Below are 23940 nucleotides of genomic sequence, written 5' to 3' on the forward strand. Positions count from 1 at the left end.
CAGCGCTTGCCGCTAGGGAAACGCTGAATAATTGGCTGCGCGGGCGAATCGCTGCGTTGCGCGGTGCTCGCTCCCTCGCCTATCTACTCGATATGTCTCGGTCGCTGCGCTCCGTGCGCCTTGCGCTTCATCCCGCTCGCTCATTTCTTCAGCGTTTCCCTACGTATAGGAAATCGATGGTTCGCGTCGCTGCAAGGTCGCGGCGTGCGCCAAGGCGTCCTCGAAGGTGCGTCGCACGTTCTCACGGCCGATTTCGTCGAGGAATCCCGCCTTGCGCAGCGTGCGGAACGTTTCGCGGCTCGGTTCGGCGAGCACCAGAGGGATGCCGCGTTTGTCGAGTTCGCGGGCGATGGCGCGTAGGGTGTCCAGGCCCGAAGCGTCGATGCTCACGAGTTTACCCAGGTCGAGCACGACCACGTCGGGCCAATCCTGCGTGTCGAGAATTTCATCGAGCTTGTGGATGGCGCCGAAAAAGAGTGCTCCGGAGATGCGGTAGGCAGCCACGCGCAGGGAGCCGTCGGGGCGAAGGAAACGCGCGGCGTCGGGGCGACGCTCGAGCGGCAAGCGATCCACGTGGGTGAAACGCGCCATCTGGTAGATGAAGGCGAGGCTCGCGAGCACCATGCCGACCTCGACGGCGATGGTGAGGTCGAAGAGCACGGTGAGCGCGAAGGTGGTGAGCAGTATCACGCGGTATTTGGTGCTGAAACGCTTGAGTGCGGTGGGCGACATTTCGTGCCAGTCGCCCATATTGACTGCGACCACCAAGACGATGGCGGCGAGCGTGGTGAGCGGCACGTGCGCGGCGAGCGGCGCGAGCACGAGCACGACGGCGAGCAGGGTGAGTGCATGCACCATGCCGGCCACGGGTGTGCGTCCGCCGGCGCGCACGTTGGTGGCGGTGCGGGCGATGGCGCCGGTGGCGGCGAAGCCGCCGAAGAGCGGGGCGACGACGTTGGCGATGCCCTGCGCCATCAATTCCTGGTTCGGGTCGTGTCGATCATCGATCATGCTGTCGGCCACCCGCGCCGAGAGCAGGCTCTCGATCGCGCCGAGCAGCGCAATGGCGATCGCCGGCGGCAGCAGTTGCCCCAATTTGGTGAGATCGAACGCCGGGAAACTCGGTGTCGGGATCGTTTGCGGGATGCCGCCGAAGCGCGTGCCGATGGTCTCCAGGGGCAAGGAGAAGAGCATGTTCACGGCGGTGGCGACGATCAGCACCGCCAGCGGCCCTGGCAGGCGCGCCAGCCAGCGGGAGCGGGACGCGTAGCGGTTCCAGGTGAGGAGAAAGGCGAGCGAGGCAAGCCCGAAGGTGAGGGTAGGCCAGTGCGCCGTGGGCAGCGCCGTGGCGAGCGCATGCATCTTGCCGAAGAACTCGGCGGGTACTTTCTCGATCGCCAACCCGAGGAAGTCCTTGATCTGGGAGAGGAAGATCACCACCGCGATGCCGTTGGTGAATCCGATGACCACGGGCAGAGGAATGAAACGCACCAGCGTGCCGAGTCGGGCGGCGCCCAGCGCGAAGAGCATCAGACCGGCGAGCATGGTCGCCACCAGCAGGTTCGCCTCTCCGTGTATGGCGACGATGCCATAGACGATGGGGATGAAGGCGCCGGTGGGGCCGCCGATCTGCACGCGCGAACCGCCCAGCGCCGAGATGAGGAATCCGGCGACGATGGCCGTCCAGATGCCGGCCGAAGGGGACATGCCGCTGGCGATCGCAAAGGCCATCGCGAGCGGCAGCGCCAGCACGCCGACCGTTAGGCCAGCGGAGACGTCTGCGATCAGTTGTCCGCGGTCATAAGCACGTAGCGTATCGACGAGGCGCGGTTTGAAAAAGATCATTTGATCCTCATGCCGGGTAGGGCGCCCTCGTCGGGGGAAACCAGATAGATTCCCGGATGCTTACCATCCGGGTCGGAAGCGGCGAGCACCATGCCTTCCGAAACGCCGAACTTCATTTTGCGCGGTGCGAGATTGGCCACCAGTACGACCAGGCGGCCGACGAGCGCGGCGGGGTCGTAGGCCGCTTTGATGCCGGCGAAGACTTGCCGTACCCGGGCGCTGCCGTCTTTCTCGCGTTCGCCCGCATCGAGCAAGAGCCGCAGCAGTTTATCGGCCCCCTCGACCGGCTCGGCGGCGATGACGCGCGCTACGCGCAGGTCGACGCCGAGGAACTGATCGAGCGTGATCGGTGCGGCCGATTCGGGCTTCGTCGCAGCGGGTTTGGTGGGAGGGGCGATCGGGGCGAGGGCCTCGCGGTTGGCTTCGATGAGCGCGTCGATCGCCTTGCGTTCGATCCGGGTGAGGAGGTGCTCGTAGGATTCGATCCGGTGCCCGGCCGGCAGCGGCGCCCAGTCTTTCTTCCAGCACAGCGGTTCGATGGCGAGGAATCGCTCGACGCGCGCCGCGGTGCGCGGCAGGACGGGTTTGAGGAGGCGGGTGAGATCGCGAAACATGGTGAGCGCCGTGGAGCAGACGCGGTGCAGCCGATCGAGTTCACCGGTTTTCGCCAGTTCCCAGGGCTTGTGCTCGTTGATGTAGTGGTTGGCGGCGTCGGCGAGCGCCATCGCCTCGCGCAGCGCTCGGCCGTAGTCGGCGTCTTCGAACGCACGGTGCAGCCGCTCGTCGCGGTGGGCGGCCTTGAAAGGAGCGAGCGCTTCGGCATCGACGGGTCCGAGCCGGCCGTCGAAGCGATCGACGATGAAGCGGGCGGTACGGCTGGCGATGTTGACGTACTTGCCCACGAGGTCGCTATTGACCTTGGCGATGAGGTCGTCGAAACTGAGGTCGATGTCTTCGAAGGTGCCGTTCGATTTGGTGGCGAAGTAGTAGCGCAGCCATTCCGGGTCGAGTCCATGTTCGAGCCAGGAGCGGGCGGTGATGAAGGTGCCACGGCTTTTGCTCATCTTGGCGCCGTCGACGGTGAGGAACCCATTGACGTACTCGCGCGTGGGCGTGCGATAGCCGGAAAAGTGCAGCATCGCCGGCCAGAAGAGGGCGTGGAAGTAGAGGATGTCCTTGCCGATGAAGTGCACCATCTCGGTGCCGGCTTCGGCGGCGCGGCGTGCGTCGATGTACTCGGCCACGTCGAGGTTGCCGCGGCGCTTGGCGAGCGCCAGAAAACTCGCCAGATAGCCGATGGGGGCATCCAGCCAGACGTAGAAATACTTGCCGGGTGCGTCCGGGATCTCGAAGCCGAAGTAGGGGGCGTCGCGCGTGATGTCCCAGTCCGAGAGGCGGTTCTCGCCTTCTTCGCCGAGCCATTCCCGGACCTTGTTGGCGGCCTCGAGGCTCAGGTGGGGTTCGCCGCGCGCGTTGGTGCCGCGCGTCCAGCGGCGCAGGAATTCGACGCAGCGGGGATCCGAGAGCTTGAAGAAGTAGTGCTCGCTCTTTTTGAGGACGGGCTTGGCGCCGGAGACGGCGGAATAGGGGTTCTTGAGTTCGGTGGGCGAGTAGGCCGCACCGCACGCCTCGCAGTTGTCACCGTATTGATCCGGCGCGCCGCAGCGAGGGCATTCCCCTTTGATGAAACGATCCGGCAGGAACATGCCTTTGACCGGGTCGTAGAACTGCTCGATCTCGCGCGCTTCGATCAAGCCTGTCGCCTTGAGCTTGCGGTAGATGTCTTCGGCGAAAAAGCGGTTTTCCTCGCTGTGCGTGCTGTGGTAGTGATCGAAGGCGACGAGGAAATCGGCGAAATCGCGGGCGTGTTCCTGCTGGACGCGGGCGATCAGGGCTTCGGGCGTGATGCCTTCTTTTTCCGCGCGCAGCATCACGGGGGTGCCGTGCGTGTCGTCGGCGCAGACGTAATGGACCGTGTGCCCGCACATGCGTTGGTAGCGCACCCAGACGTCGGCCTGTACGTAGCCCACGAGGTGGCCGAGATGGATGTCGCCGTTGGCATAGGGCAGCGCGTTCGTGACGAGGATCTTGCGGGTCATCTCCGGTCCTGATCGTTGCGGCAGTGAGCTTGGATTATAATGGTTCGCCGTGCCCGGGTGGCGAAATTGGTAGACGCACCAGATTTAGGTTCTGGCGCCGCAAGGCGTGGGGGTTCGAGTCCCCCCTCGGGCACCAAGTCTCCCGAATTTTGCAAGATGCATTTTTGTGGTACGCTGCAACGATCGATCGGCGTTTCCCTTCCACCAAGAGGAGTCATTCATGCAGACCATCTTCATCGTCGGTGCAGGAACGATGGGCAGCGGCATCGCTCAGGTCGCGGCCCAGAGCGGATTTTCGGTGCAGCTCTTTGACATTGCCGCGCAGCAGCTCGAACGGGCGCGCGCCACGATCTCTGGCAATCTCGACCGCCTCGTGAAAAAAGAGAAACTCACGGCGGCGGATAGAGACGCGGCGCTCGCGCGCATCGAAACGGTGACCCAACTCGACGGCGTGGCTGCGGCCGACCTGGTGATCGAGGCGGCGAGCGAGAACGAGGCGCTCAAGCTCGAACTCTTCGCCAAACTCGACGCGCTCGCCAAGCCGGAGGCGATCCTCGCATCCAACACCTCTTCCATTTCCATCACCAAGATCGCCGCGGCTACCAAGCATCCGTCGCGCGTGATCGGCATGCACTTCTTCAACCCCGTGCCGGTAATGGCTCTCATTGAGCTCATCCGCGGTCTGCAAACGTCCGACGAGACCTACCAGAAGGCCGAGGCGATCGCCAAGGCGCTGGGCAAGACGCCGGTGGCGGTGAAAAACAGCCCGGGCTTCGTGGTCAATCGCCTGCTGTGCCCCATGATCAACGAGGCGATCTTTGCGCTACAAGAGGGGCTCGCGAGCGCCGAGGGGATCGACGAGGCGATGAAACTGGGCTGCAACCATCCGATCGGTCCGCTCGCACTGGCCGACCTGATTGGCCTGGACGTGGAGCTCGCGGTGATGCAGGTGCTCTACGAGGGGTTCAAGGATCCGAAATTCCGCCCGGCGCCGCTGCTCGTCGAGATGGTGGAGGCGGGCAAGCTCGGACGCAAGACGGGCGAAGGGTTCTACCGCTACGACAAGTGAGCCTGAATCGCCCCGAGCGTCATGGCTCGAGCAAAAACCGCGGCCCGGGCGCCGCGGTTTTTTTTACGCCTCGTAGGGCAGGTCAGCCAGTGAAGACGGCCGTGCTCTCGACTTCCGGTTTCAGGCCCGGCGCATGGCGTCGAAAAACTCGGCGTTGTTCTTCGTCGCCTTGAGCTTGTCGAGGAGGAATTCGGTGGCCTCCAAATCGTCCATGCCGTAGAGGAGCTTGCGCAGGATCCATACCTTTTGCAGGATGTCGGGTTTCATCAGGAGCTCTTCGCGCCGGGTGCCGGAGCGGTTGACGTTGATCGCCGGGTAGACGCGCTTCTCCGCCATGCGCCGGTCGAGGTGCAGCTCCATGTTGCCCGTGCCCTTGAATTCCTCGTAGATCACGTCGTCCATGCGGCTGCCGGTGTCGATGAGCGCCGTGGCGATGATGGTGAGGCTGCCGCCTTCTTCGAGGTTGCGGGCCGCGCCGAAGAAGCGCTTGGGCTTTTGCAGGGCGTTGGCATCCACCCCGCCGGTGAGCACCTTGCCCGAGGACGGGACGACGGTGTTGTAGGCGCGCGCCAAGCGTGTGAGCGAGTCGAGCAGCACCACCACGTCGCGCTTGTGCTCGGTGAGGCGCTTGGCCTTCTCGATGACGATCTCGGCGACCTGCACGTGGCGCGAGGCCGGTTCGTCGAAGGTGGAGGCGACCACTTCGCCGCGCACCGAGCGCTGCATTTCGGTGACCTCTTCGGGACGCTCGTCGATCAGGAGCACGATGAGCACGACGTCGGGATGGTTCGAGGTGATGGCATGCGCGATGTGCTGCAGCATCACCGTTTTCCCCGTCTTGGGCGGGGCGACGATGAGGCCACGCTGACCTTTGCCGATCGGGGCGATGATGTCGATGACCCGACCGGTGAGGTTTTCCTCACTGCGGATGTCGCGCTCGAGCTTGAAGGCTTCGTTCGGGTGCAGCGGCGTGAGGTTCTCGAAAAGGATCTTGTGCTTGCACTTCTCGGGCGGCTCGCCATTGATGCGGTCGAGCTTCACCAGGGCGAAGTAACGCTCTCCTTCCTTGGGGATACGGATCTCGCCCTCGATGGTGTCGCCCGTGTGCAGGTTGAAGCGACGGATCTGTGAGGGCGAGACGTAGATGTCGTCGGGGCTCGCGAGGTAGGAGGTGTCGGGCGAACGGAGAAAGCCGTATCCTTCTGGCAGCACCTCGAGCACGCCTTCGCCGAAGATGGGTTCGCCTTTCTTGGCGCGGTTCTTCAGCATGGCGAACACGAGTTCGTGTTTGCGCAGGCGGTTGGCGCCTTCGATGCCTTGTTCGGTGGCTAGCGCCAGGAGCTGGCTGACGTGCAGCGACTTGAGCTCGGACAGATGCATGGTTTTTGGTCGATGAAGGTTCTGTAGTAAATGAGATCTGAGAAGGCATGCCGCGAAGGTCGACGCGGGCCGCCGGACGGGGAAAGTCTGAAAGTGCGCCGGCACGAAAGGCCGGCCTGAAAAATACGCCGAAATTACGCCGGTCGCGCGGCCGGCGTCAAAGATTGCTGTCGATGAAGGCGACGAGTTGGGATTTGGCCATCGCGCCGACGCGAGTGGCTTCGACGTTGCCGTTCTTGAAGAGCATCAGCGTTGGAATGCCGCGCACGCCGTATTTGGCAGGGGTTTCGGGGTTCTGATCGATGTCGAGCTTGCAGACCTTGAGCTTTCCTGCATACTCTCGGGCGATTTCGTCTAGGATCGGAGCGATCATCTTGCATGGACCGCACCATTCGGCCCAAAAATCGAGCAGCACAGGCATTTTTGCCTGTAGGACTTCTTGCTCGAAGGTGGAATCGCTCACGTGATGGATGTGTTCGCTCATCGTGTGTCTCGGGGATGGACTGATAGGGGGTGAGAAGGAAAGCCCCGGCCGTATGGCTTCGGGGCAATAGGGCGTAACTTAGGGCATTGGCGACGAGACGTCAAGAGGATCGACGTCGAATCGGGCATGATGGGGCGCAAAATACGGGGAGCGTGGTATAAATGCAAAAAACTCGGGATGTCGTTTGCCCGGTGTTCGCAAGCAAAGGGGTTTTCCCATGACCTATGTCGTGACCGAAGCGTGCATTCGCTGCAAGTATACCGATTGTGTGGATGTCTGTCCCGTCGACTGTTTCCGCGAGGGGCCGAACATGCTGGTGATCGACCCCGATGAGTGCATCGACTGCTCGCTGTGCGTACCAGAATGCCCCGTGGAGGCGATTTACGCGGAGGACGACGTTCCGGCCGATCAGCGCGATTTCATCGCCCTGAACGCCGAACTCGCCAAGCAATGGCCGCCGATCGTGGAGCGCAAGGATCCTTTGCCCGATGCCGACGAATGGGCCAAGGTCAAGGACAAGCGCGACCAGCTGCTGCGCTGAGTCGCTTTCGACCACGTGCGTAGGGAGAGGAAACCATGAAAGTACGGGAGATCTTGGCGATCAAGGGAACGGCGCTCTTCACCATTACCCCCAATCGTTTCCTCTCCGACGCGGTGGCGGTGATGGTGGAGCAGGACATCGGCTCTCTGGTGGTGTTCGACGCGGGGAAAATGGTGGGGCTGCTCACTTTTCGTGAAGTGCTGGTGGCCGTGCATCATGCCTGTGCTTCCTGGGGCATGTTGACGGTCGAGGAGGCGATGCTGCGCCAGCCCATCGTCGCCGATCCCGACATGGAGCTCGATGCCTTGCGCCTGCGCATGGTGCAGACGCGGCAGCGCTATTTTCCCGTGATGGAGGAGGGCACCTTGCTCGGCGTCGTGTCGTTCTACGATGTGGCCAAGGCGGTGCTCGAAGAAAAAGACTTCGAGAATCGGATGTTGAAAGACTACATCCGCAATTGGCCGGAGACCGGCGAAAAAGAAGTTTGATCGAGGGTCCAGGGATATCCATGCCAGTCGCCCGTAAGAGGCGTCGGCGCTACCGGGAGGAGGGATCGAGGCCGCGGGAATCAGCCTGCGGCGTGATCCGAGGTGGAGGAGAATCCATGGAAAAAATCTGGCTCAGGAGCTATCCGCCGGGCGTGCCGGCGGAAATCGACCCGACCGAGCATGCCTCGCTGGTCGACTTGTTCGAGCGCAGCGTGGCGCGTTTCGCCGACCTGCCCGCGTTCACCCACATGGGCAGGACGTTGACTTACCGCGAGGTGGACCGTCTTTCGGCCAACTTCGCCTCTTTCCTGCAGCATGGACTTGGCTTGGCGCCGGGCTCGCGGGTGGCGCTGATGCTGCCCAACGTGCTGCAGTATCCGGTGGCGATGTTCGGCATCCTGCGGGCGGGCTGCGTGGTGGTCAATGTCAATCCGCTCTACACGCCGCGCGAAGTGTCGCACCAGTTGCGCGACGCCGGCGCCGAGGCGATCGTCGTGCTGGAGAATTTCGCCCATACGCTCGACGAGGTGCCCGAGGTGCGCTCGCTGAAGGCGGCGGTGGTGACCTCTCTTGCGGAGATGCTGGGCGCGCCTCGCTCGTGGGTGGTGGATTTCGTCGTGCGCCGAGTGAAAAAGATGGTGCCGCCGTGGCGTCTGCCGGGGCACCTTCGCTGGGGGGAGGCCTTGCGGCGCGGGGCCGTGCGCTCGATGACGCGCGTCGAGCCGGGGCTCGAGGACATCGCTTTCCTGCAATACACGGGGGGGACCACGGGGGTGGCCAAGGGGGCAGTACTCCTGCACCGCAACCTCATCGCCAACGTGCTGCAAGCGACGGCCTGGGTCGGATCGGTGTTGCGCGAGGCCGAGGAACGCGTCGTGACCGCTCTGCCGCTGTACCACATCTTCGCACTCACGGCCAACTGCCTCGTTTTCTTCCGCCTGGGGGGGCACAACCTGCTCATCACCAACCCCCGGGACATCGACGGCCTGGTGCGGGAATTGAGCAAGTGGCCGTTTACCGCGATCACCGGCGTGAATACCCTCTTCAACGCTTTGGTGCATCATCCCGAGTTTGCCAAGCTCGATTTTTCCCCGCTCAAGCTCACCCTGGGTGGAGGAATGGCGGTGCAACAAGCGGTGGCGCAGAAGTGGCAGAAGATCACCGGACGGCCGCTGCTCGAAGCCTATGGCTTGACCGAAGCCTCGCCGGCCGTGACGATCAATCCCTTGGATTTGCCGGCGTTCAATCATTCGATCGGTCTGCCTCTTCCTTCCACGGACGTGAGTCTGCGCGACGATGCCGGAGCCGAGGTGCCGCTGGGTGTGGAGGGTGAGCTGTGCGTGCGCGGGCCGCAAGTGATGCGGGAGTACTGGAATCGTCCGGACGAGACGGCCAAGGTATTCTTCCCCGATGGATTCTTGCGCACGGGCGACGTTGCGAGAATGGACGAGCGCGGCTTCCTCTACATCGTCGATCGCAAGAAAGACATGATCCTCGTGTCGGGCTTCAACGTCTATCCCAACGAAGTCGAGGACGTGATCGCCCTGCATCCCGGGGTGTTGGAAGTGGCGGTGGTGGGCGTGCCCGACGAACACAGCGGCGAGGCGGTGAAAGCCTACGTGGTGCGCCGCGACCCGTCGCTCGATGCCGAAGCGATCCGGCAATGGTGCCGCGAACGGCTCACGCCCTACAAGGTACCGCACCACCTCGAATTCCGCGAGGAGCTGCCCAAGACGCAGGTGGGCAAGATCCTGCGTCGCGCGCTGCGCGAGGAGGCTCGGCGGCAGGGGTGAAAAAACCGCTTGTCAGAGGTCGGATTTCATGTTTTACTTTTGCCCGTGAGTCGAGTGGGAGTGCCTTGGTGATCCGTTTCCCCCTTCCCCTGGCCGTTTTGCTGCTCGTACGCGTAGGCGTAGGGCCGCATGCGCCCCGGAGGGACTGAAACCGGATCAAACCGTACGACCGATTCGAACCCGACCCCCTCCGGAGCCAGTCTCCCGAGGGGGTTTCGTTTTTTTCAGGCACGAGGAGTAGGGCGATGATGACGATGACCGGCGCCGAATTGATCGTGCGCTTGTTGGAACAGCAGGAGATAGAGACGATCGTGGGCATTCCCGGCGGGGCGATCCTGCCGCTCTACGATGCCCTGAGTCAGTCGAAACGGATTCGGCACGTGCTCGCGCGCCACGAGCAGGGTGCCGGTTTCATGGCCCAGGGCATGGCGCGGGTGACGGGCAAGCCCGCGGTGTGCTTTGCTTCGAGCGGCCCGGGGGCGACGAACCTGGTGACGGCGATCGCCGATGCGCGTCTCGACTCCATTCCGCTGGTGGCGATCACGGGGCAGGTGCCGCTCGCCATGATCGGCACCGACGCGTTCCAGGAGGTCGACATCTACGGCATGACCATCCCCATCACCAAGCACAATTTCCTCGTGCGCTCCGCCGCCGAACTGTTGGAGGTGATCCCGCAGGCGTTTCGCATCGCCATGTCCGGGCGTCCGGGGCCGGTGCTCGTCGACGTGCCCAAGGACGTGCAGAACCAGCTCGTCACGTTCGAGCGCCTGCCGGCGCCGGCGGTGCCCGATCCGCTGCCGCCGCTGGATGAAACGGCGATCGCGGCGGCAGCGCGTTTGATCGACGAGGCCGAGCGTCCCGTGCTCTATCTGGGCGGCGGGGTGATCCATGCCGATGCCGCCCCGCTCGCGGTGACACTGGCCGAGCAGACGGCGATGCCCACCACCATGACGCTGATGGCGCTGGGGGCGATGCCGGTCGATCATCCCCTGTCGCTGGGGATGCTGGGTATGCACGGCGCGCGCTATACGAACTTCGCCTTGCAGGAATCGGACTTGTTGGTGTGCGTCGGAGCGCGTTTCGACGACCGGGCGATCGGCAAGGCCTCGCAGTTCTGCCCGGAGGCGAAAGTGATCCACATCGACATCGACCGGGCGGAACTGGGCAAGATTCGCCGTCCCGACGTGGCGATCCATGGCGACGTCAAGGCCGTGCTGCAGGCGCTGTTGCCCCGGGTGCGGGCTCAGCTGCGCAAACGCTGGCTGAGCCACGTGGCGAGTTTGAAGTCGCGCTTCCCGCTGGTGCTGGAAGGGCGGGATGACCCACGTAGCCACTATGGGCTCATTCAGGCGGTGACCAAGGCGCTCGACGACGACGCGGTGGTGGTCACCGACGTCGGCCAGCACCAGATGTGGGTGGCGCAGGCCTATCCGCTGCGCCGGCCGCGGCAGTGGCTCACTTCCGGCGGGCTGGGCACGATGGGTTTCGGACTGCCGGCGGCGATCGGTGCGTCGCTCGCCGAGCCCCAGCGTACGGTAGTGTGTTTCACTGGCGACGGCAGCCTGAAGATGAATATCCAGGAGATGGCCACGCTCGCCGAAGAAGGGGGCAAGGTCAAGATCGTGCTGATGAACAACCAGTCGCTCGGCCTCGTCTACCAGCAGCAAAACCTCTTCTATGGCAAGCGTGTGATCGCTTCGAACTACCGTCGACCGACCGATTTCGTCAAGATCGCGGAGGGATTCGGCTTGGAGACGCTCGATCTGGATCACAGTGAGCATCCCGAGGCCGATCTGGCGGCGATCCTGCGCCGCCCCGGCCCGGCGCTGATCCATTGTTCGATCGATCGCGAGCGTTTCGTCTATCCGATGGTGCCGCCGGGCGCCGCCAACACCGAGATGATCGAGGGCTGACAGGAGAGAGAGATGATCGAACAAGTGGCCGAGCCGCTGCCCACGAGCGGTTTCGAGAAAGTGGTGCTGGAGCTGGAAGTCAACAACCATCCCGGGGTGATGAGTCACATTTGCGGGCTCTTTGCCCGGCGCGCTTTCAACGTCGAAGGAATTTTGTGCATGCCCTTGCCCGACGGGCAGCGCAGCCGTATCTGGCTCACCGTTTTCGCCGATCAGCGGTTAGAACAACTCATCCACCAGCTCGAGCGCCTGGTCGACGTGCTCGAGGTACGGCGCCACGGTGCCGACCACGAGGTGTTCGTGCAGTTGGAGCGCTTTTTTCAGTGAGCCGAAGTGGGCCGGGGCACATGCTACACTTGCTCCTCTGCGTATGGGCGACAAGGTAAGCGATGGCGGGCAACACCTTCGGCACAGTGTTCACGGTGACTTCCTTCGGGGAATCGCACGGCCCGGCGATCGGCTGTGTGGTCGACGGCTGCCCGCCGGGCTTGGCGCTCAGCGAGGCCGACATCCAGCGCGAGCTCGATCGGCGCAAGCCCGGCACCTCGCGCCACGTCACCCAGCGGCGCGAGCCCGACACCGTCGAGATCCTCTCAGGCGTCTATGAGGGTATGACCACGGGCACGCCGATCGCGCTCCTGATTCGCAACGTCGACCAGCGTTCCAAGGATTACGGCAACCTCGTGGAGACTTTCCGTCCGGGGCATGCCGACTACGCTTATACGATGAAATACGGCCGGCGCGATCCGCGCGGCGGCGGGCGCTCTTCGGCGCGCGAGACGGCGGTGCGGGTGGCGGCCGGCGCGATCGCCAAGAAATGGCTGCGCGAGCGTCACGGCGTGGTGATCCGCGGCTTCATGGCGCAATTGGGGCCGATCGAGATCCCCTTCATCTCCTGGGAACACGTGGAGCACAATCCTTTCTTCGCCCCCAATCTCGAGCTGGCGCCGGAGCTCGAGCGCTTCATGGATGCGCTGCGCAAGGCGGGCGACTCGGTCGGAGCGAAACTCACCGTGGTGGCAAGCGGCGTGCCCCCCGGTTGGGGCGAGCCGGTGTTCGGTCGGCTCGATGCCGAGATCGCCGCGGCAATGATGAGCATCAACGCCGTCAAGGGAGTGGAGATCGGCGACGGTTTTGCCGTCGTGACCCAACGCGGCAGCGAGCATGGCGACGAGCTCACGCCGCAGGGGTTTCTCTCGAACCACGCCGGCGGCATCTTGGGCGGCATCAGCACCGGGCAGGATGTCGTCGTCCATCTGGCGGTGAAACCCACCTCCAGCATCCGGCTCGAGCGACGCTCGATCGATCTGCGCGGGGCGCCGACCACGGTGGCCACGCACGGACGGCACGACCCCTGTGTGGGGATTCGCGCCACGCCCATCGCCGAGGCCATGCTCGCGCTGGTGCTGATGGATCAGGCGTTGCGCCATCGGGCGCAGTGCGGCGACGTGGTGCCTCCTGTTTCCCCTCTCCCCGGGGTGGCGCCGGGCGTGGTGGGTCCGGTTCCCTCCCCCCGCTGACCCCCGTGGTGCAGCGGGAGGCATTGCCTTATTGGCGCTTGTCGCTCTATAACCTGAGCTATTTCGCCTTCCTGGGTATTTTTGCCCCTTATTTTTCTCTCTACCTCGCCGCGCTCGGTTGGACGGCCGGCGCGATCGCTGCCGCGATGGCGCTGATGCAAGCCATGCGCGTGCTTGCGCCTCCCTTGTGGTCTCTGCCCTTGGAACGAGGAGTGGGCCATGTCGCTCTGTTGCGTCGGGCGGCCGTGATGGCGCTCGCGGCCGGGGGCGTGTTCTTGGTGGCCGGTGAGCCGCGCTGGGTGTTACCCGCCGTGGCAGTGATCGGTTTTTGTTGGAGTGGAGCGCTGCCGGTGTTCGAGGCGCTCACTTTCGCGCACTTGCGCGAAGAGGCACACCGCTATGCGCGGATCCGGCTGTGGGGTTCGATCGGTTTCATCGTCGCGGTGCTCGGTCTCGGTCATTGGCTCGAGCGAGACGGCGTGGAGACGTTACCGGTATGGTTGGTGGCGGCACTGGCCGGCGGGGTCTTGATGGCCTTCGCCTTGCCAGAACCCACTCCGACGCGAGTTTTGGTCCGGACCTTGCCGCCATGGCGTACCGTGTTGGCGCGTCGTGAGGTGACGGCTTTTCTGCTCGCCTCTTTCGCCATGTCGGCAGCGCATGGGCCATTGTATGTTTTCTATTCCATGCACCTCGATCGCTTGGGGTACGGTAAGGAGGCAATCGGCGCGCTCTGGGCGCTGGGTGTGGCTTCCGAGATCGTGTTATTCTGGGCTTTGCCTGGGCTGCTGCGGCGTTTTACCGTGCGCACGCTCTTGTTCGTTGCCTACGGTGCGGCCGTGGTACGTTTCCTCGCAATCGGATGGGGCGGAGCCTGGCCGGTGGTCGTGGTGTTGGCGCAACTGTTGCACGCGGCCACGTTCGGCGTGTTCCACGGCGCGAACGTGCACTTGCTGCGGCAGTGGTTTCCCGGCCCCTTGCTCGCGCGCGGCCAGGCGCTCTATGGCAGCTTGTCCTTCGGGGCAGGCGGAATGCTGGGAGCCATGGTGTCCGGCTGGTCTTGGTCGGCCCTGGGGCCAGAGTGGACCTATACCCTCGGCAGTGCGTTTGCGCTGTCCGGAATGGGCTTCGTTGCCATCGCGCTACGCCACGGTGCTAGCGTCGATGACGAGGTTGTGAAATAATTGCGCGCCATGGGCGCGATCGACCCGGAGAGAACGTTCGATGAACCACAAGACCTTGTATGACAAATTGTGGGACGCGCATCTGGTGCGCCAGGAGCCCGACGGCACCGCCCTCATCTACATCGATCGCCACCTGATCCATGAGGTAACGAGCCCCCAGGCGTTCGAAGGGCTGCGTTTGGCAGGACGCAAGCCCTGGCGAACGGCTTCCGTCGTCGCCACGGCCGATCACAACGTCCCCACCGACCCCGGCGAGAGCGAGATCCGCGATCCCGTCTCGCGCGAGCAAGTCGTCACCCTCGACCAGAACATCCGTGCCTTCGGGGCGCTGCGTTACTTCCCCTTTCGCGACCCGCGCCAGGGCATCGTGCACGTCATCGGCCCGGAGAGCGGGGCGACGCTGCCGGGCATGACCGTGGTGTGCGGTGATTCGCACACCTCCACGCACGGGGCTTTTGCCTGTCTCGCTCACGGCATCGGCACCTCCGAAGTCGAGCACGTGCTCGCCACCCAGTGCCTCATCCAGAAGAAAGCCAAGAACATGCGCGTGCGCGTCGACGGCAGCCTGCCGCCGGGCGTCTACGCCAAGGACGTGATCTTGGCGATCATTGGGCAAATCGGCACCGCCGGCGGCACCGGGCACGCCATCGAATTCGCCGGTGAGGCGATCCGCTCGCTCTCCATGGAAGGACGCATGACGGTGTGCAACATGGCGATCGAGGCCGGCGCGCGCGTGGGCATGGTCGCGGTCGACGACAAGACCATCGACTACTTCCGCGACAAGCCGCTCGCGCCCAAGGGTGCGCTGTGGGAACGGGCGGTCGACTACTGGCGCACCCTGGTCTCCGACGCCGATGCCCGGTTCGACCGCGAGGTGGTGCTGGATGCTTCCACCCTCAAACCGCAGGTCACCTGGGGCACTTCGCCGGAGATGGTCACCGACATCGAAGGGCGGGTGCCCGATCCGGCGGCTTTCGCCGATCCGGTCAAGCGCGCCGCCGCCGAGCGGGCGCTCGCCTACATGGGGCTGGAGCCGGGCACGCCGATCACCGAAATCCCGGTGGATCAGGTCTTCATCGGCTCGTGCACCAATTCCCGCATCGAGGATCTGCGCGCGGCCGCCGCCGTCGTGCGCGGGCGCAAGAAGGCGCCCAAGGTCAAGCGCGTGCTGGTGGTACCCGGTTCGGGCCTGGTGAAGAAACAGGCCGAGGAAGAGGGGCTGCACCGCATTTTTCTGGAGGCCGGCTTCGAATGGCGCGACCCGGGCTGCTCCATGTGCCTGGCGATGAACGCCGATCGGCTCGAACCCGGTGAGCGCTGCGCCTCGACCTCCAACCGCAACTTCGAAGGCCGTCAGGGCGCTGGTGGCCGTACCCACCTCGTGAGCCCGGCCATGGCCGCTGCCGCTGCGATCGCCGGACATTTCGTCGACGTGCGCGAACTGCTGCCGGCCGCCGTCTGAGACCCGAGAGAGACAAAGACATGGAACAATTCATCCGCCTCGACGCCTTGGTCGCTCCGCTCGATCGGGCCAACGTCGACACCGACGCCATCATTCCCAAGCAATTCCTCAAGTCCATCCACCGCAGCGGCTTCGGCCCCTACCTCTTCGACGAATGGCGCTACCTCGACCACGGTGAGCCGGGGATGGACTGCAGCAAACGGCCGAAGAATCCCGATTTCGTGCTCAACCAGCCGCGCTACGAGGGGGCGCAGATCCTGCTCGTGCGTGAGAACTTCGGCTGCGGCAGCTCGCGCGAGCACGCGCCCTGGGCTTTGCTCGATTATGGTTTCCGCGCGCTGATCGGCCCCAGCTTCGCCGACATCTTCTACAACAACTGCTTCAAGAATGGGCTCTTGCCCATCGTGCTGCCGGCCGAGGAAGTCGATCGGCTCTTTCGCGAGTGCGAGGCCACGCCTGGCTACCGCCTGGTGATCGATCTGCCGTCGCAGACCATCACCACGCCCGAAGGGCGGGTGATCTCCTTCGAGATCGACCCCTTCCGCAAGGAGTGTCTGCTCAACGGCTGGGACGACATCGCGCTCACGCTGCGCCACGCCGACGAGATCCGTCGCTTCGAAGCAGCCTATCGCGCGCGTCATCCCTATTACTTCGTCGAGGAGTCGGCGGCATGAAGAAACGAATCTGCGTACTTCCCGGCGACGGCATCGGCCCGGAGATCGTCGCCGAGGCGGTGAAAGTACTCGACGCTCTTGCGCTGCCGCTCGAGTACGAATATGCCCTTCTGGGCGGCGCGGCGATCGACGCCACCGGCGAGCCTTATCCCGAGGAAACGCGTTCGGCGGCGCGCCGGGCCGACGCGGTGCTGCTCGGCGCCGTGGGCGGGCCGAAGTGGGACGAGCTGCCGCGCGCCCAGCGTCCCGAGCGAGGGCTTTTGGGCATCCGCAAAGATCTGGGGTTGTTTGCCAACTTGCGCCCGGCCGTGCTCTTTCCTGAGCTCGCTTCGGCTTCTTCCCTGAAACCCGAAATCGTCTCGGGGCTGGACCTCGTCATCGTGCGGGAGCTCACCGGCGACATCTACTTCGGCGAGCCGCGTGGTATCGAGGTGCGCGACGGCGAGCGCGTCGGCTTCAACACCATGATCTACCGCGAAAGCGAGATCCGCCGCATCGGTCGCGTGGCCTTCGAAACCGCCCGCCGCCGCGGCAAGAAGCTGTGCTCGGTCGACAAGATGAACGTGCTCGAGACCACCCAGTTGTGGCGCGACGTGATGAACGAGCTCGCGCCGGAGTATCCCGACGTGAGCCTCACGCACATGCTCGTCGACAACGCCGCGATGCAACTCGTGCGCGCGCCCAAACAGTTCGACGTGATCGTCACCGGCAATATGTTCGGCGACATCCTCTCGGACGAGGCGGCCATGCTCACCGGTTCCATCGGCATGCTGCCCTCGGCCTCACTCGACGAGCAGGGCAAGGGGCTCTACGAGCCCTGTCACGGTTCGGCGCCGGACATCGCCGGGCAAGGCGTGGCCAACCCGCTCGCCACCATTTTGTCGGCGGCGATGATGCTGCGCCACAGCTTCGGCTGGGAAGACGCGGCCGCGCGCATCGAAAGCGCCGTGCGCACCGTGCTCGCGCAAGGGCTGCGCACGCGCGACATCTTCGAGCCCGGTACGCGCTCGTCGGCACCGCCGAGATGGGCGACGCGGTGGTCGCGGCGCTGCACTGACGGAAAAAACGAGACGAGGAATAGAGAATGGCAATGCAACAACGAGTCGGATTGGTCGGTTGGCGTGGGATGGTCGGTTCCGTCCTGATGCAGCGCATGGAAGAAGAGAAGGATTTCGCCCTCTTCGAGCCGGTCTATTTTTCCACTTCGGCCGCGGGCAAACCCGCCCCGAGCTTCGGCGGCGTGACTCCGGCCGAGCCGCTCCAGGATGCCTACGACCTGGAAACGCTCGCCCGGATGGACATCATCCTCACCTGCCAGGGTGGCGACTACACCAAGGCCGTCTATCCCAAGCTGCGCGCAGCCGGCTGGAAAGGGCATTGGATCGATGCGGCGAGCGCCCTGCGCATGGAACCGCACACGGTGATCGTCCTCGATCCGGTCAATCGCCCGGTGATCGATGCGGCGCTCGCCAAGGGCGGGCGCGACTGGATCGGCGGCAATTGCACCGTCTCGCTCATGCTGATGGCCCTTGGGGGGCTGTTCCGCGAGGAGCTCATCGAGTGGGTCTCCTCGATGACCTACCAGGCGGCCTCCGGTGCCGGAGCGCAGAACATGCGCGAACTGCTCGAGCAGATGGGGCGGCTCCATCAGGCGGTGGCTGCCGAGCTTGCCGATCCGGCCTCTGCCATTTTGGAGATCGACCGTAAGGTGACGGCGGCGATGCGCTCGCCCGATTTTCCCACCAAGAATTTTCGCGGTGTGCCGCTCGCCGGCAGTCTCATTCCCTGGATCGACGTGCCGGTCGAGCACGGCCAGTCGAAAGAGGAATGGAAAGGTGGGGCCGAGTGCAACAAGATCCTCGGCAAACCGCCTTTCCGCACGCCGGGCTCGATTCCCATCGATGGCCTGTGCGTGCGTATCGGCGCCATGCGCTGCCATTCGCATGGGCTGACGGTCAAGCTCAAACGCGACGTACCGCTCGACGAGATCGAGGCGATCATCGCCGGGGCCAACGAGTGGGTGAAAGTGGTACCGAACGAGCGCGAGGCGAGCGAGCGCGAGCTCACGCCGGCGGCCGTGTCGGGGACGTTGACGGTACCCATCGGGCGTTTGCACAAGCTCGCCATGGGACCGGAGTATCTGGGGGCGTTTACGGTAGGCGACCAACTCCTGTGGGGAGCGGCCGAGCCGTTGCGCCGAATGCTGCGGATCCTGCTGCAGGGCTAGGGATTCACGGTCGAGGTTCGATGCTGATGAGGGAGCGCAAAAAATGAAACGAACGAAGCAGGTGCCCTTGGCCCTGTTGTTGGGCGCTTTGTGGGGAAATGCCTGGAGTGCGGGATTCGGCGAGCTCGTCGTGCGTTCCCGCTTGGGCGAGCCGCTGCGGGCGGAAATCACCGTTCGGGCCACCCCTGAAGAGTTGCGCTCTCTGTCGGCGCGCATCGCGGATCCCGATTATTTTCGCCAGGTCGGTGTGCCCTATAGCAACCTCGTGCAGCAAATCGACGCAAAATTGGTCCGGGATGGATCGCGCGCAAAAATCGTCCTCTCCAGTCGTGTGCCCGTTCGGGAGCCCTTCGTCAACGTGCTGCTCGACATGAGTTGGAGCAGTGGACGCCTCGTTCGCGAATTTCCCATCTTGCTCGACCCGCCCGAGGTTGCCGCACCGGCTCGCCCCGTTTCGGCCGCTGGTAGAGACGTCGCCCTCGAACCCAGTCGGGGTGCCCCCGTCACGCAGAGGCAACCCGATCGATGGACCGTTCGCCCCGGAGAGACGCTCTACGGGATCGCCCGTCAGGTGGCGCCTGCCGGAACTTCACCGGAACAAACGCTGGTGGCGTTATGGCGGGCCAATCCAGATGCCTTCATCGGAGGCGACGTCAATCGGCTCAAGGCCGGGGTTACGTTGAGGACCCCGTCGGCCGAAGAAATACGGCAGATCTCCTTGGCTGAGGCCCGTGCGCTGTTGCGTTCCCAAGCCCGGCGGGCGGCGCCGGTTGCAGCCCAAGAAAGCACCCAGCAGGCACCAGGTGGGCTCGAGGAGCGGGTGGACAGAGGGGTGGTCGTGGCGCGCGAAGACCTCGGGCAGGGTTCAGCGGCTGAGCCCGAGGATCGTCTGAAAGTGGGCGCGAGCCCTGAGCCGATGGCCGATGGGGAGACACCCGCACCGCCTTCGCCCGAGGTGTCGGCTTTGCAGGAGACGTTGGCGGCCTCGGAGGCGGCGCTCGGTGAGGCGAACGAGCGCATCGTCAGGCTCGAAGCCGAAATTGCGCGGCTGCAAAAGCTCGTCGAAACGCAGAATGCCTCCTTGGCTCAAATGCAGGCGCAAGTCGAACGAATGACAGAAGCCGAACAAGGCTCGATGTTGTCGAGTATCTTGCCCTGGTTTGGCGGAGCGCTCGCTGCCTTGGCTGCGGCCCTGGGATGGTCGGCTTATCGCCGCAGACGCGAAGCGCAAGCGCTTCCTGCGCCTGCATCCGAGCCGCTGCACGCCCCGACCCTGTCGGCAGCCGCAGCCGCTTCGACCCTGGAGCATTCCGGCCCGGCCACCGAGTCTGGCCGTGCCGTCACCTCAGGCCAGAACATCGACACCTCCAGCATTCTCGGGACCGATTTCACCCAGGTGGCTTTCAACGCCCTGCATGCCGACGAAGGGGTCGACCCCGTTGCGGAGGCAGAGGTCTATCTTGCTTATGGACGCGATCCTCAGGCCGAGGAGATCTTGCTCGATGCCCTCAAGCAAACGCCCCGGCGCCCGGCGATTTACCTGAAGCTGCTCGAGGTCTACGCGAAGCGGGGCGATCGAGCCAAATTCGACCAGTATCTGCGCACTCTGTCCGAATTGAGCGGAGAGCAGGGGGCGGATTGGGACATGGCATTGAGTATCGGCAAACGGGCCTGGCCAGACGACGAACGTTTTGCCTCGGTGCTCGCCCATGAGGGACCGAAAACGGAAATTCCGCCTCGCGGATCTTTCCCCGAGGCAGGGGGGGTGGGCGGAGTCGCCGCTGCGTCCGGGCCGGCTCGTCCCGACGTCCGCTCCGAGCCCTCGGCCGCCGTCCCTGCCGAGACGGCAGAATCCTTCGAGACGACACGCCCGGATTCCGCGCAGGAATTCGTCGAACTCGATTTCGACTTGGACAAGTTGAGCCAACGGATGGCGGAAGAGCCCGCGTCGCCCGAAAAAACCCCGCCAGCTGGAGGGGGGGACGATCTCCTCGAGTTCGATCTCGAACTCCCCGTCGCGGAACCGGAGCAGACGAAGTCGACGGAAAACGTGTCCCTCGACGAATCGCAGACAACGAAAAGTGATCGTACGGCGGCTGCCGAGAAAGAAGAAGCGAGCGATTTTCCGGAGCTGATCCTCGAAGAAGATGAAGTGCAAGTGCAAAAAGCCGGCGCGAAACCCGATGCGACGGATTCGCCAAGCACGGGGGTCGGCGATCTGAAAGAAATGCTGGACGAGATCGACTTCGATCTGGCCGAAGTCTCCCCCGAATCGGAAGAACCCACTCGCTCTCTGGCCGAGGACGGAGCGGAGTCCCTGTCTGCTCCGGCTACGGCGGAAGCACAGAAAATCGCCGAGTCCGGTCCTCCCACCGATGTCATGGACATCGACCTCGAACGGTTTGCAGCAGAAGGTAGTGGTGAAGATCATGCCACCCGGCTTCAGCTCGCACAGGCGTATCTCGAGATGGGTGACCTCGAAGGAGCGCGCGAGCTGCTCGAAGAAGTGCTACGCGACGGTAGCGAGGCGCAACGTGCGACGGCGCAGCAGCTCATGGACAGGATCCAGGCAGGCAAGGCATGACCGCCCATTGCCGGCAGAGGTGAGGTAATGCGCTGGGCATTGCTCGTCGAATACGCCGGGCAAGGCTTTCACGGCTGGCAGACGCAGGCGGGTGGGCGCACGGTGCAGGGAGTGCTGGAAGCGGCGGTCTCTGCACTTGCCGCTCACCCCGTCCGTCTGCATTGCGCAGGCCGCACCGATGCGGGGGTTCATGCGCTTGCCCAGGTGGTGCATTTCGATACTTCGGCCGAACGTCCCGCCTCTGCCTGGGTGCGGGGGGTGAATGCCCGTTTGCCCGAAGACGTCGCCGTACGGGCGGCTTGGTCCGTATCCGAGGCGTTTCACGCGCGCTATCGCGCCACTTCCCGCCACTACCGCTACGTACTCTACAACGCGCCGGTGCGCCCGGCAGCGCTCGCCGGCCGGGTCGGTTGGGAGATGCGGCCGCTCGCGCTCGAACCGATGCGCGCGGCTGCGGCGCTCTTTCTCGGTACGCATGACTTCTCGGCCTTTCGTGCCGCCCAATGCCAGGCGCGCTCGCCCGTGAAGACGCTCCATCGTCTCGAGATCACGCGCCGCGGTCCCTTCCTGCATTTCGATGCGCACGCCGATGCCTTCCTGCATCACATGGTGCGCAATCTCGTCGGCGCCCTCGTCTACGTGGGCAAAGGGCGTTTCCCGCCTGAATGGGTCGGCGAAGTGCTCGAACGGCGCGAGCGTGCGCTTGCCGCCCCCACGTTCGCTGCCGCCGGGCTCTATTTCTGCGGCGTCGAGTATCCTCCGGGGTTGGGGTTGCCCGAGCGTATCGTGCGCCGGCCCGAATTCGGTCTATACGAGGAAGTGGATGTCCCATAATCTAGATTCCCTCTGGCCCTGGCGCGTACGGGTGAAGATCTGCGGCCTGACGCGGCCCCAAGACGTGCGCGAGGCGTGCCGCTTGGGCGCCGATGCGCTCGGTTTCGTCTTCTATCCGCCCAGCCCCCGAGCGGTGACGCCCACGCAGGCCGAAGCCCTGCTCGCCGAAGTGCCCCCTTTCGTCACCACGGTGGGGCTCTTCGTCAATCCAGCACCGGACGAGGTGGAATCGGTGCTCGAGCGTGTGCCGCTCGATCTGCTGCAGTTCCATGGCGACGAGCCGCCCGAGTTGTGCCGGCGTTTCGCCCGGCCTTATCTCAAGGCGCTGCGAGTGCGCCCGGGGCTCGATCTGCTAGAATTGGCGCGATGTTATCCCGACGCGAAGGGGCTGCTGTTCGATGCCGACTCCGCCGTTTGGGGCGGTAGCGGCCGTGCCTTCGACTGGAGCCTGATCCCGCCCGCCCTGCCGCGCCCGGTGGTGCTCGCCGGGGGCCTTACGCCCGAGACGGTGGCCGAGGCGATCGCCCGGGTGCGGCCCTGGGCAGTCGATGTCTCGAGCGGGGTCGAGGCAGCCAAAGGGATCAAATGCCCGCAGAGGATGGCGGCGTTCTTCGCCGCCGTGACCCAAGGAATGCACTGATGGATTATCACTACCCGGATGCCCGGGGCCACTTCGGTCCCTACGGAGGCGTCTACGTGGCCGAGACGCTCGTGCCGGCGCTCGAGGCGCTCGCCCAGGCCTATGAGGAGGCCAAGCGCGACGCGTCTTTTCGTGCCGAGTTCGAGGATGAGCTCAAACACTACGTCGGCCGGCCCAGCCCCATCTACCACGCCAAACGCTGGTCGGAGACGTTGGGCGGGGCTCAGATCTACCTCAAGCGCGAGGACCTGAACCACACCGGCGCGCACAAGATCAACAACTGCATCGGCCAGGCGCTGCTCGCCCGGCGCATGGGCAAACCGCGCGTGATCGCCGAGACCGGCGCGGGGCAGCACGGCGTGGCCACCGCTACGGTGGCGGCGCGCTACGGCATGCGCTGCATCGTCTATATGGGCGAGGAGGACGTGCACCGGCAGGCGGCCAACGTCTATCGCATGAAGCTGCTGGGGGCCGAAGTGGTGCCGGTCTCCTCCGGTTCGCGCACGCTCAAGGATGCCCTCAACGAGGCCATGCGCGACTGGGTCACCAACGTCCATGACACCTTCTACATCCTCGGCACCGTGGCCGGGCCGCATCCCTATCCGGAGATGGTGCGCGACTTTCAGTCCGTCATCGGCAAGGAATGCCTGTGGCAGATGCCCGAGCTCATCGGCCGTCAGCCCGACTACGTGATCGCTTGTGTCGGCGGGGGTTCCAACGCCATCGGGATCTTCTACCCCTATCTGGAGCACGAATCGGTGCGTCTGATCGGGGTGGAGGCGGCCGGTGAGGGGGTCGAAACGGGGCGGCACGCGGCCACGCTCGTGGCCGGTCGTCCCGGCGTGCTGCACGGCAATCGCACCTACCTGCTGCAGGACGAGCACGGCCAGATCCGCGAGACGCATTCCATCTCCGCCGGTCTGGACTATCCCGGCGTGGGGCCGGAGCATGCGCTCCTCAAGGATCTGGGGCGCGCCGAGTACGTGGCCGTGACCGACGACGAGGCGCTGGCGGCCTTCCACGCGCTGTGCCGTTACGAGGGCATCATCCCCGCGCTCGAATCCTCGCACGCGCTCGCCTACGCGGCCAAGCTCGCGCCGAGCCTGCCGCGCGAGACGGTGCTGCTCGTCAACCTCTCGGGGCGTGGCGACAAGGACATGCACACCGTGGCCGAACGCTCGGGCATTCGCTGGTGAACGAGGA

At 64.7% G+C, this 23940-nt stretch carries 19 protein-coding genes, 1 tRNA gene and 1 pseudogene; 17 read left to right on the forward strand and 4 right to left on the reverse strand.

Features of this window, described 5'->3' with window-relative positions; all coding sequences use genetic code 11:
• Window positions 1–159: 159 nt before the first annotated feature.
• Complete coding sequence (locus GV368_RS01415; protein ID WP_142810092.1) at window positions 160–1845, reverse strand: SulP family inorganic anion transporter; 1686 nt, start codon at window positions 1843–1845, stop codon at window positions 160–162.
• Window positions 1842–3944, reverse strand: a complete 2103-nt coding sequence (gene metG, locus GV368_RS01420) for a methionine--tRNA ligase (RefSeq protein ID WP_169114831.1) — start codon at window positions 3942–3944, stop codon at window positions 1842–1844. The genes GV368_RS01415 and metG overlap by 4 nt, the downstream gene beginning before the upstream one ends.
• A 51-nt stretch (window positions 3945–3995) precedes the next feature.
• Between metG and GV368_RS01425 the strand changes: the two genes are divergently transcribed.
• Window positions 3996–4080, forward strand: a tRNA-Leu gene (locus GV368_RS01425).
• Between the two features lie 84 nt (window positions 4081–4164).
• Window positions 4165–5013 (forward strand): 3-hydroxybutyryl-CoA dehydrogenase, encoded by an 849-nt coding sequence (locus tag GV368_RS01430; RefSeq protein WP_169114833.1) that lies wholly within the window; start codon window positions 4165–4167, stop codon window positions 5011–5013.
• 120 nt (window positions 5014–5133) lie between these two features.
• On the opposite strand, the gene rho is transcribed toward GV368_RS01430, so the two are convergent.
• A complete protein-coding gene (gene rho / locus GV368_RS01435) occupies window positions 5134–6393 on the reverse strand; it encodes a transcription termination factor Rho (RefSeq protein WP_169114835.1) in 1260 nt (419 codons plus the stop codon).
• A 157-nt stretch (window positions 6394–6550) separates the two neighbouring features.
• Entirely contained in the window at window positions 6551–6877 is a 327-nt protein-coding gene (trxA, locus tag GV368_RS01440; RefSeq protein ID WP_169114837.1) for a thioredoxin TrxA, read from the reverse strand.
• A gap of 217 nt (window positions 6878–7094) precedes the next feature.
• Here trxA and fdxA point away from each other — a divergent pair, with 217 nt between their 5' ends.
• From fdxA to trpB, 15 genes and pseudogenes are all read left to right on the forward strand, one after another.
• Window positions 7095–7418, forward strand: a complete 324-nt coding sequence (gene fdxA / locus GV368_RS01445; protein WP_142810098.1) for a ferredoxin FdxA — start codon at window positions 7095–7097, stop codon at window positions 7416–7418.
• Window positions 7419–7453: 35 nt separating this feature from the next.
• Complete coding sequence (locus tag GV368_RS01450) at window positions 7454–7906, forward strand: CBS domain-containing protein (RefSeq protein ID WP_142804947.1); 453 nt, start codon at window positions 7454–7456, stop codon at window positions 7904–7906.
• 116 nt (window positions 7907–8022) lie between these two features.
• Complete coding sequence (locus GV368_RS01455; RefSeq protein ID WP_169114839.1) at window positions 8023–9699, forward strand: AMP-binding protein; 1677 nt, start codon at window positions 8023–8025, stop codon at window positions 9697–9699.
• Between the two features lie 245 nt (window positions 9700–9944).
• Window positions 9945–11612, forward strand: a complete 1668-nt coding sequence (gene ilvB / locus GV368_RS01460; protein ID WP_169114841.1) for an acetolactate synthase large subunit — start codon at window positions 9945–9947, stop codon at window positions 11610–11612.
• Window positions 11613–11624: 12 nt separating this feature from the next.
• On the forward strand, window positions 11625–11939 hold the full coding sequence (gene ilvN / locus GV368_RS01465) for an acetolactate synthase small subunit (protein WP_142810107.1): 315 nt from the start codon (window positions 11625–11627) through the stop codon (window positions 11937–11939).
• A gap of 62 nt (window positions 11940–12001) precedes the next feature.
• Window positions 12002–13132 (forward strand): chorismate synthase, encoded by a 1131-nt coding sequence (aroC, locus tag GV368_RS01470; protein ID WP_169114851.1) that lies wholly within the window; start codon window positions 12002–12004, stop codon window positions 13130–13132.
• 23 nt (window positions 13133–13155) lie between these two features.
• Window positions 13156–14316 carry an MFS transporter gene (locus tag GV368_RS01475; protein ID WP_169114853.1) on the forward strand — a complete coding sequence of 387 codons (1161 nt, stop codon included), beginning with the start codon at window positions 13156–13158 and terminating at the stop codon, window positions 14314–14316.
• Window positions 14317–14356: 40 nt separating this feature from the next.
• Window positions 14357–15778, forward strand: coding sequence for a 3-isopropylmalate dehydratase large subunit (leuC, locus tag GV368_RS01480; protein WP_169114855.1), 1422 nt, complete (start codon window positions 14357–14359; stop codon window positions 15776–15778).
• A 20-nt stretch (window positions 15779–15798) separates the two neighbouring features.
• A complete protein-coding gene (gene leuD / locus GV368_RS01485; RefSeq protein WP_169114857.1) occupies window positions 15799–16452 on the forward strand; it encodes a 3-isopropylmalate dehydratase small subunit in 654 nt (217 codons plus the stop codon).
• Window positions 16449–17509 (forward strand): annotated as a pseudogene (leuB, locus tag GV368_RS01490) (3-isopropylmalate dehydrogenase). Before leuD ends, leuB begins: the two are co-directional and overlap by 4 nt.
• A 33-nt stretch (window positions 17510–17542) precedes the next feature.
• Window positions 17543–18679 carry an aspartate-semialdehyde dehydrogenase gene (asd, locus tag GV368_RS01495; protein WP_169115001.1) on the forward strand — a complete coding sequence of 379 codons (1137 nt, stop codon included), beginning with the start codon at window positions 17543–17545 and terminating at the stop codon, window positions 18677–18679.
• A gap of 43 nt (window positions 18680–18722) precedes the next feature.
• Window positions 18723–21263, forward strand: coding sequence for a FimV/HubP family polar landmark protein (locus GV368_RS01500; RefSeq protein WP_169114859.1), 2541 nt, complete (start codon window positions 18723–18725; stop codon window positions 21261–21263).
• Between the two features lie 27 nt (window positions 21264–21290).
• Window positions 21291–22097, forward strand: coding sequence for a tRNA pseudouridine(38-40) synthase TruA (truA, locus tag GV368_RS01505; RefSeq protein WP_169114861.1), 807 nt, complete (start codon window positions 21291–21293; stop codon window positions 22095–22097).
• Window positions 22087–22737: a phosphoribosylanthranilate isomerase gene (locus GV368_RS01510; RefSeq protein ID WP_169114863.1), complete on the forward strand. Its 651-nt coding sequence runs from the start codon at window positions 22087–22089 to the stop codon at window positions 22735–22737. The genes truA and GV368_RS01510 overlap by 11 nt, the downstream gene beginning before the upstream one ends.
• Window positions 22737–23933 (forward strand): tryptophan synthase subunit beta, encoded by a 1197-nt coding sequence (gene trpB, locus GV368_RS01515; protein ID WP_142804959.1) that lies wholly within the window; start codon window positions 22737–22739, stop codon window positions 23931–23933. The genes GV368_RS01510 and trpB overlap by 1 nt, the downstream gene beginning before the upstream one ends.
• The last annotated feature ends 7 nt before the right edge of the window (window positions 23934–23940 follow it).

The organism is Tepidiphilus baoligensis, assembly GCF_012911495.1.
Lineage (GTDB): Bacteria > Pseudomonadota > Gammaproteobacteria > Burkholderiales > Rhodocyclaceae > Tepidiphilus > Tepidiphilus olei.

Bases quoted from the DNA above. Each gene is read 5' to 3' on its own strand.
- ilvB (WP_169114841.1), top strand. From the start codon at position 9,945: ATGATGACGATGACCGGCGCCGAATTGATCGTGCGCTTGTTGGAACAG.
- trpB (WP_142804959.1), top strand. From the start codon at position 22,737: ATGGATTATCACTACCCGGATGCCCGGGGCCACTTCGGTCCCTACGGA.
- GV368_RS01450 (WP_142804947.1), top strand. From the start codon at position 7,454: ATGAAAGTACGGGAGATCTTGGCGATCAAGGGAACGGCGCTCTTCACC.
- GV368_RS01500 (WP_169114859.1), top strand. From the start codon at position 18,723: ATGAAACGAACGAAGCAGGTGCCCTTGGCCCTGTTGTTGGGCGCTTTG.
- GV368_RS01510 (WP_169114863.1), top strand. From the start codon at position 22,087: ATGTCCCATAATCTAGATTCCCTCTGGCCCTGGCGCGTACGGGTGAAG.
- GV368_RS01455 (WP_169114839.1), top strand. From the start codon at position 8,023: ATGGAAAAAATCTGGCTCAGGAGCTATCCGCCGGGCGTGCCGGCGGAA.
- GV368_RS01430 (WP_169114833.1), top strand. From the start codon at position 4,165: ATGCAGACCATCTTCATCGTCGGTGCAGGAACGATGGGCAGCGGCATC.
- rho (WP_169114835.1), bottom strand. From the start codon at position 6,393: ATGCATCTGTCCGAGCTCAAGTCGCTGCACGTCAGCCAGCTCCTGGCG.
- fdxA (WP_142810098.1), top strand. From the start codon at position 7,095: ATGACCTATGTCGTGACCGAAGCGTGCATTCGCTGCAAGTATACCGAT.
- leuC (WP_169114855.1), top strand. From the start codon at position 14,357: ATGAACCACAAGACCTTGTATGACAAATTGTGGGACGCGCATCTGGTG.
- asd (WP_169115001.1), top strand. From the start codon at position 17,543: ATGCAACAACGAGTCGGATTGGTCGGTTGGCGTGGGATGGTCGGTTCC.
- ilvN (WP_142810107.1), top strand. From the start codon at position 11,625: ATGATCGAACAAGTGGCCGAGCCGCTGCCCACGAGCGGTTTCGAGAAA.
- trxA (WP_169114837.1), bottom strand. From the start codon at position 6,877: ATGAGCGAACACATCCATCACGTGAGCGATTCCACCTTCGAGCAAGAA.
- leuD (WP_169114857.1), top strand. From the start codon at position 15,799: ATGGAACAATTCATCCGCCTCGACGCCTTGGTCGCTCCGCTCGATCGG.
- GV368_RS01415 (WP_142810092.1), bottom strand. From the start codon at position 1,845: ATGATCTTTTTCAAACCGCGCCTCGTCGATACGCTACGTGCTTATGAC.
- aroC (WP_169114851.1), top strand. From the start codon at position 12,002: ATGGCGGGCAACACCTTCGGCACAGTGTTCACGGTGACTTCCTTCGGG.
- truA (WP_169114861.1), top strand. From the start codon at position 21,291: ATGCGCTGGGCATTGCTCGTCGAATACGCCGGGCAAGGCTTTCACGGC.
- metG (WP_169114831.1), bottom strand. From the start codon at position 3,944: ATGACCCGCAAGATCCTCGTCACGAACGCGCTGCCCTATGCCAACGGC.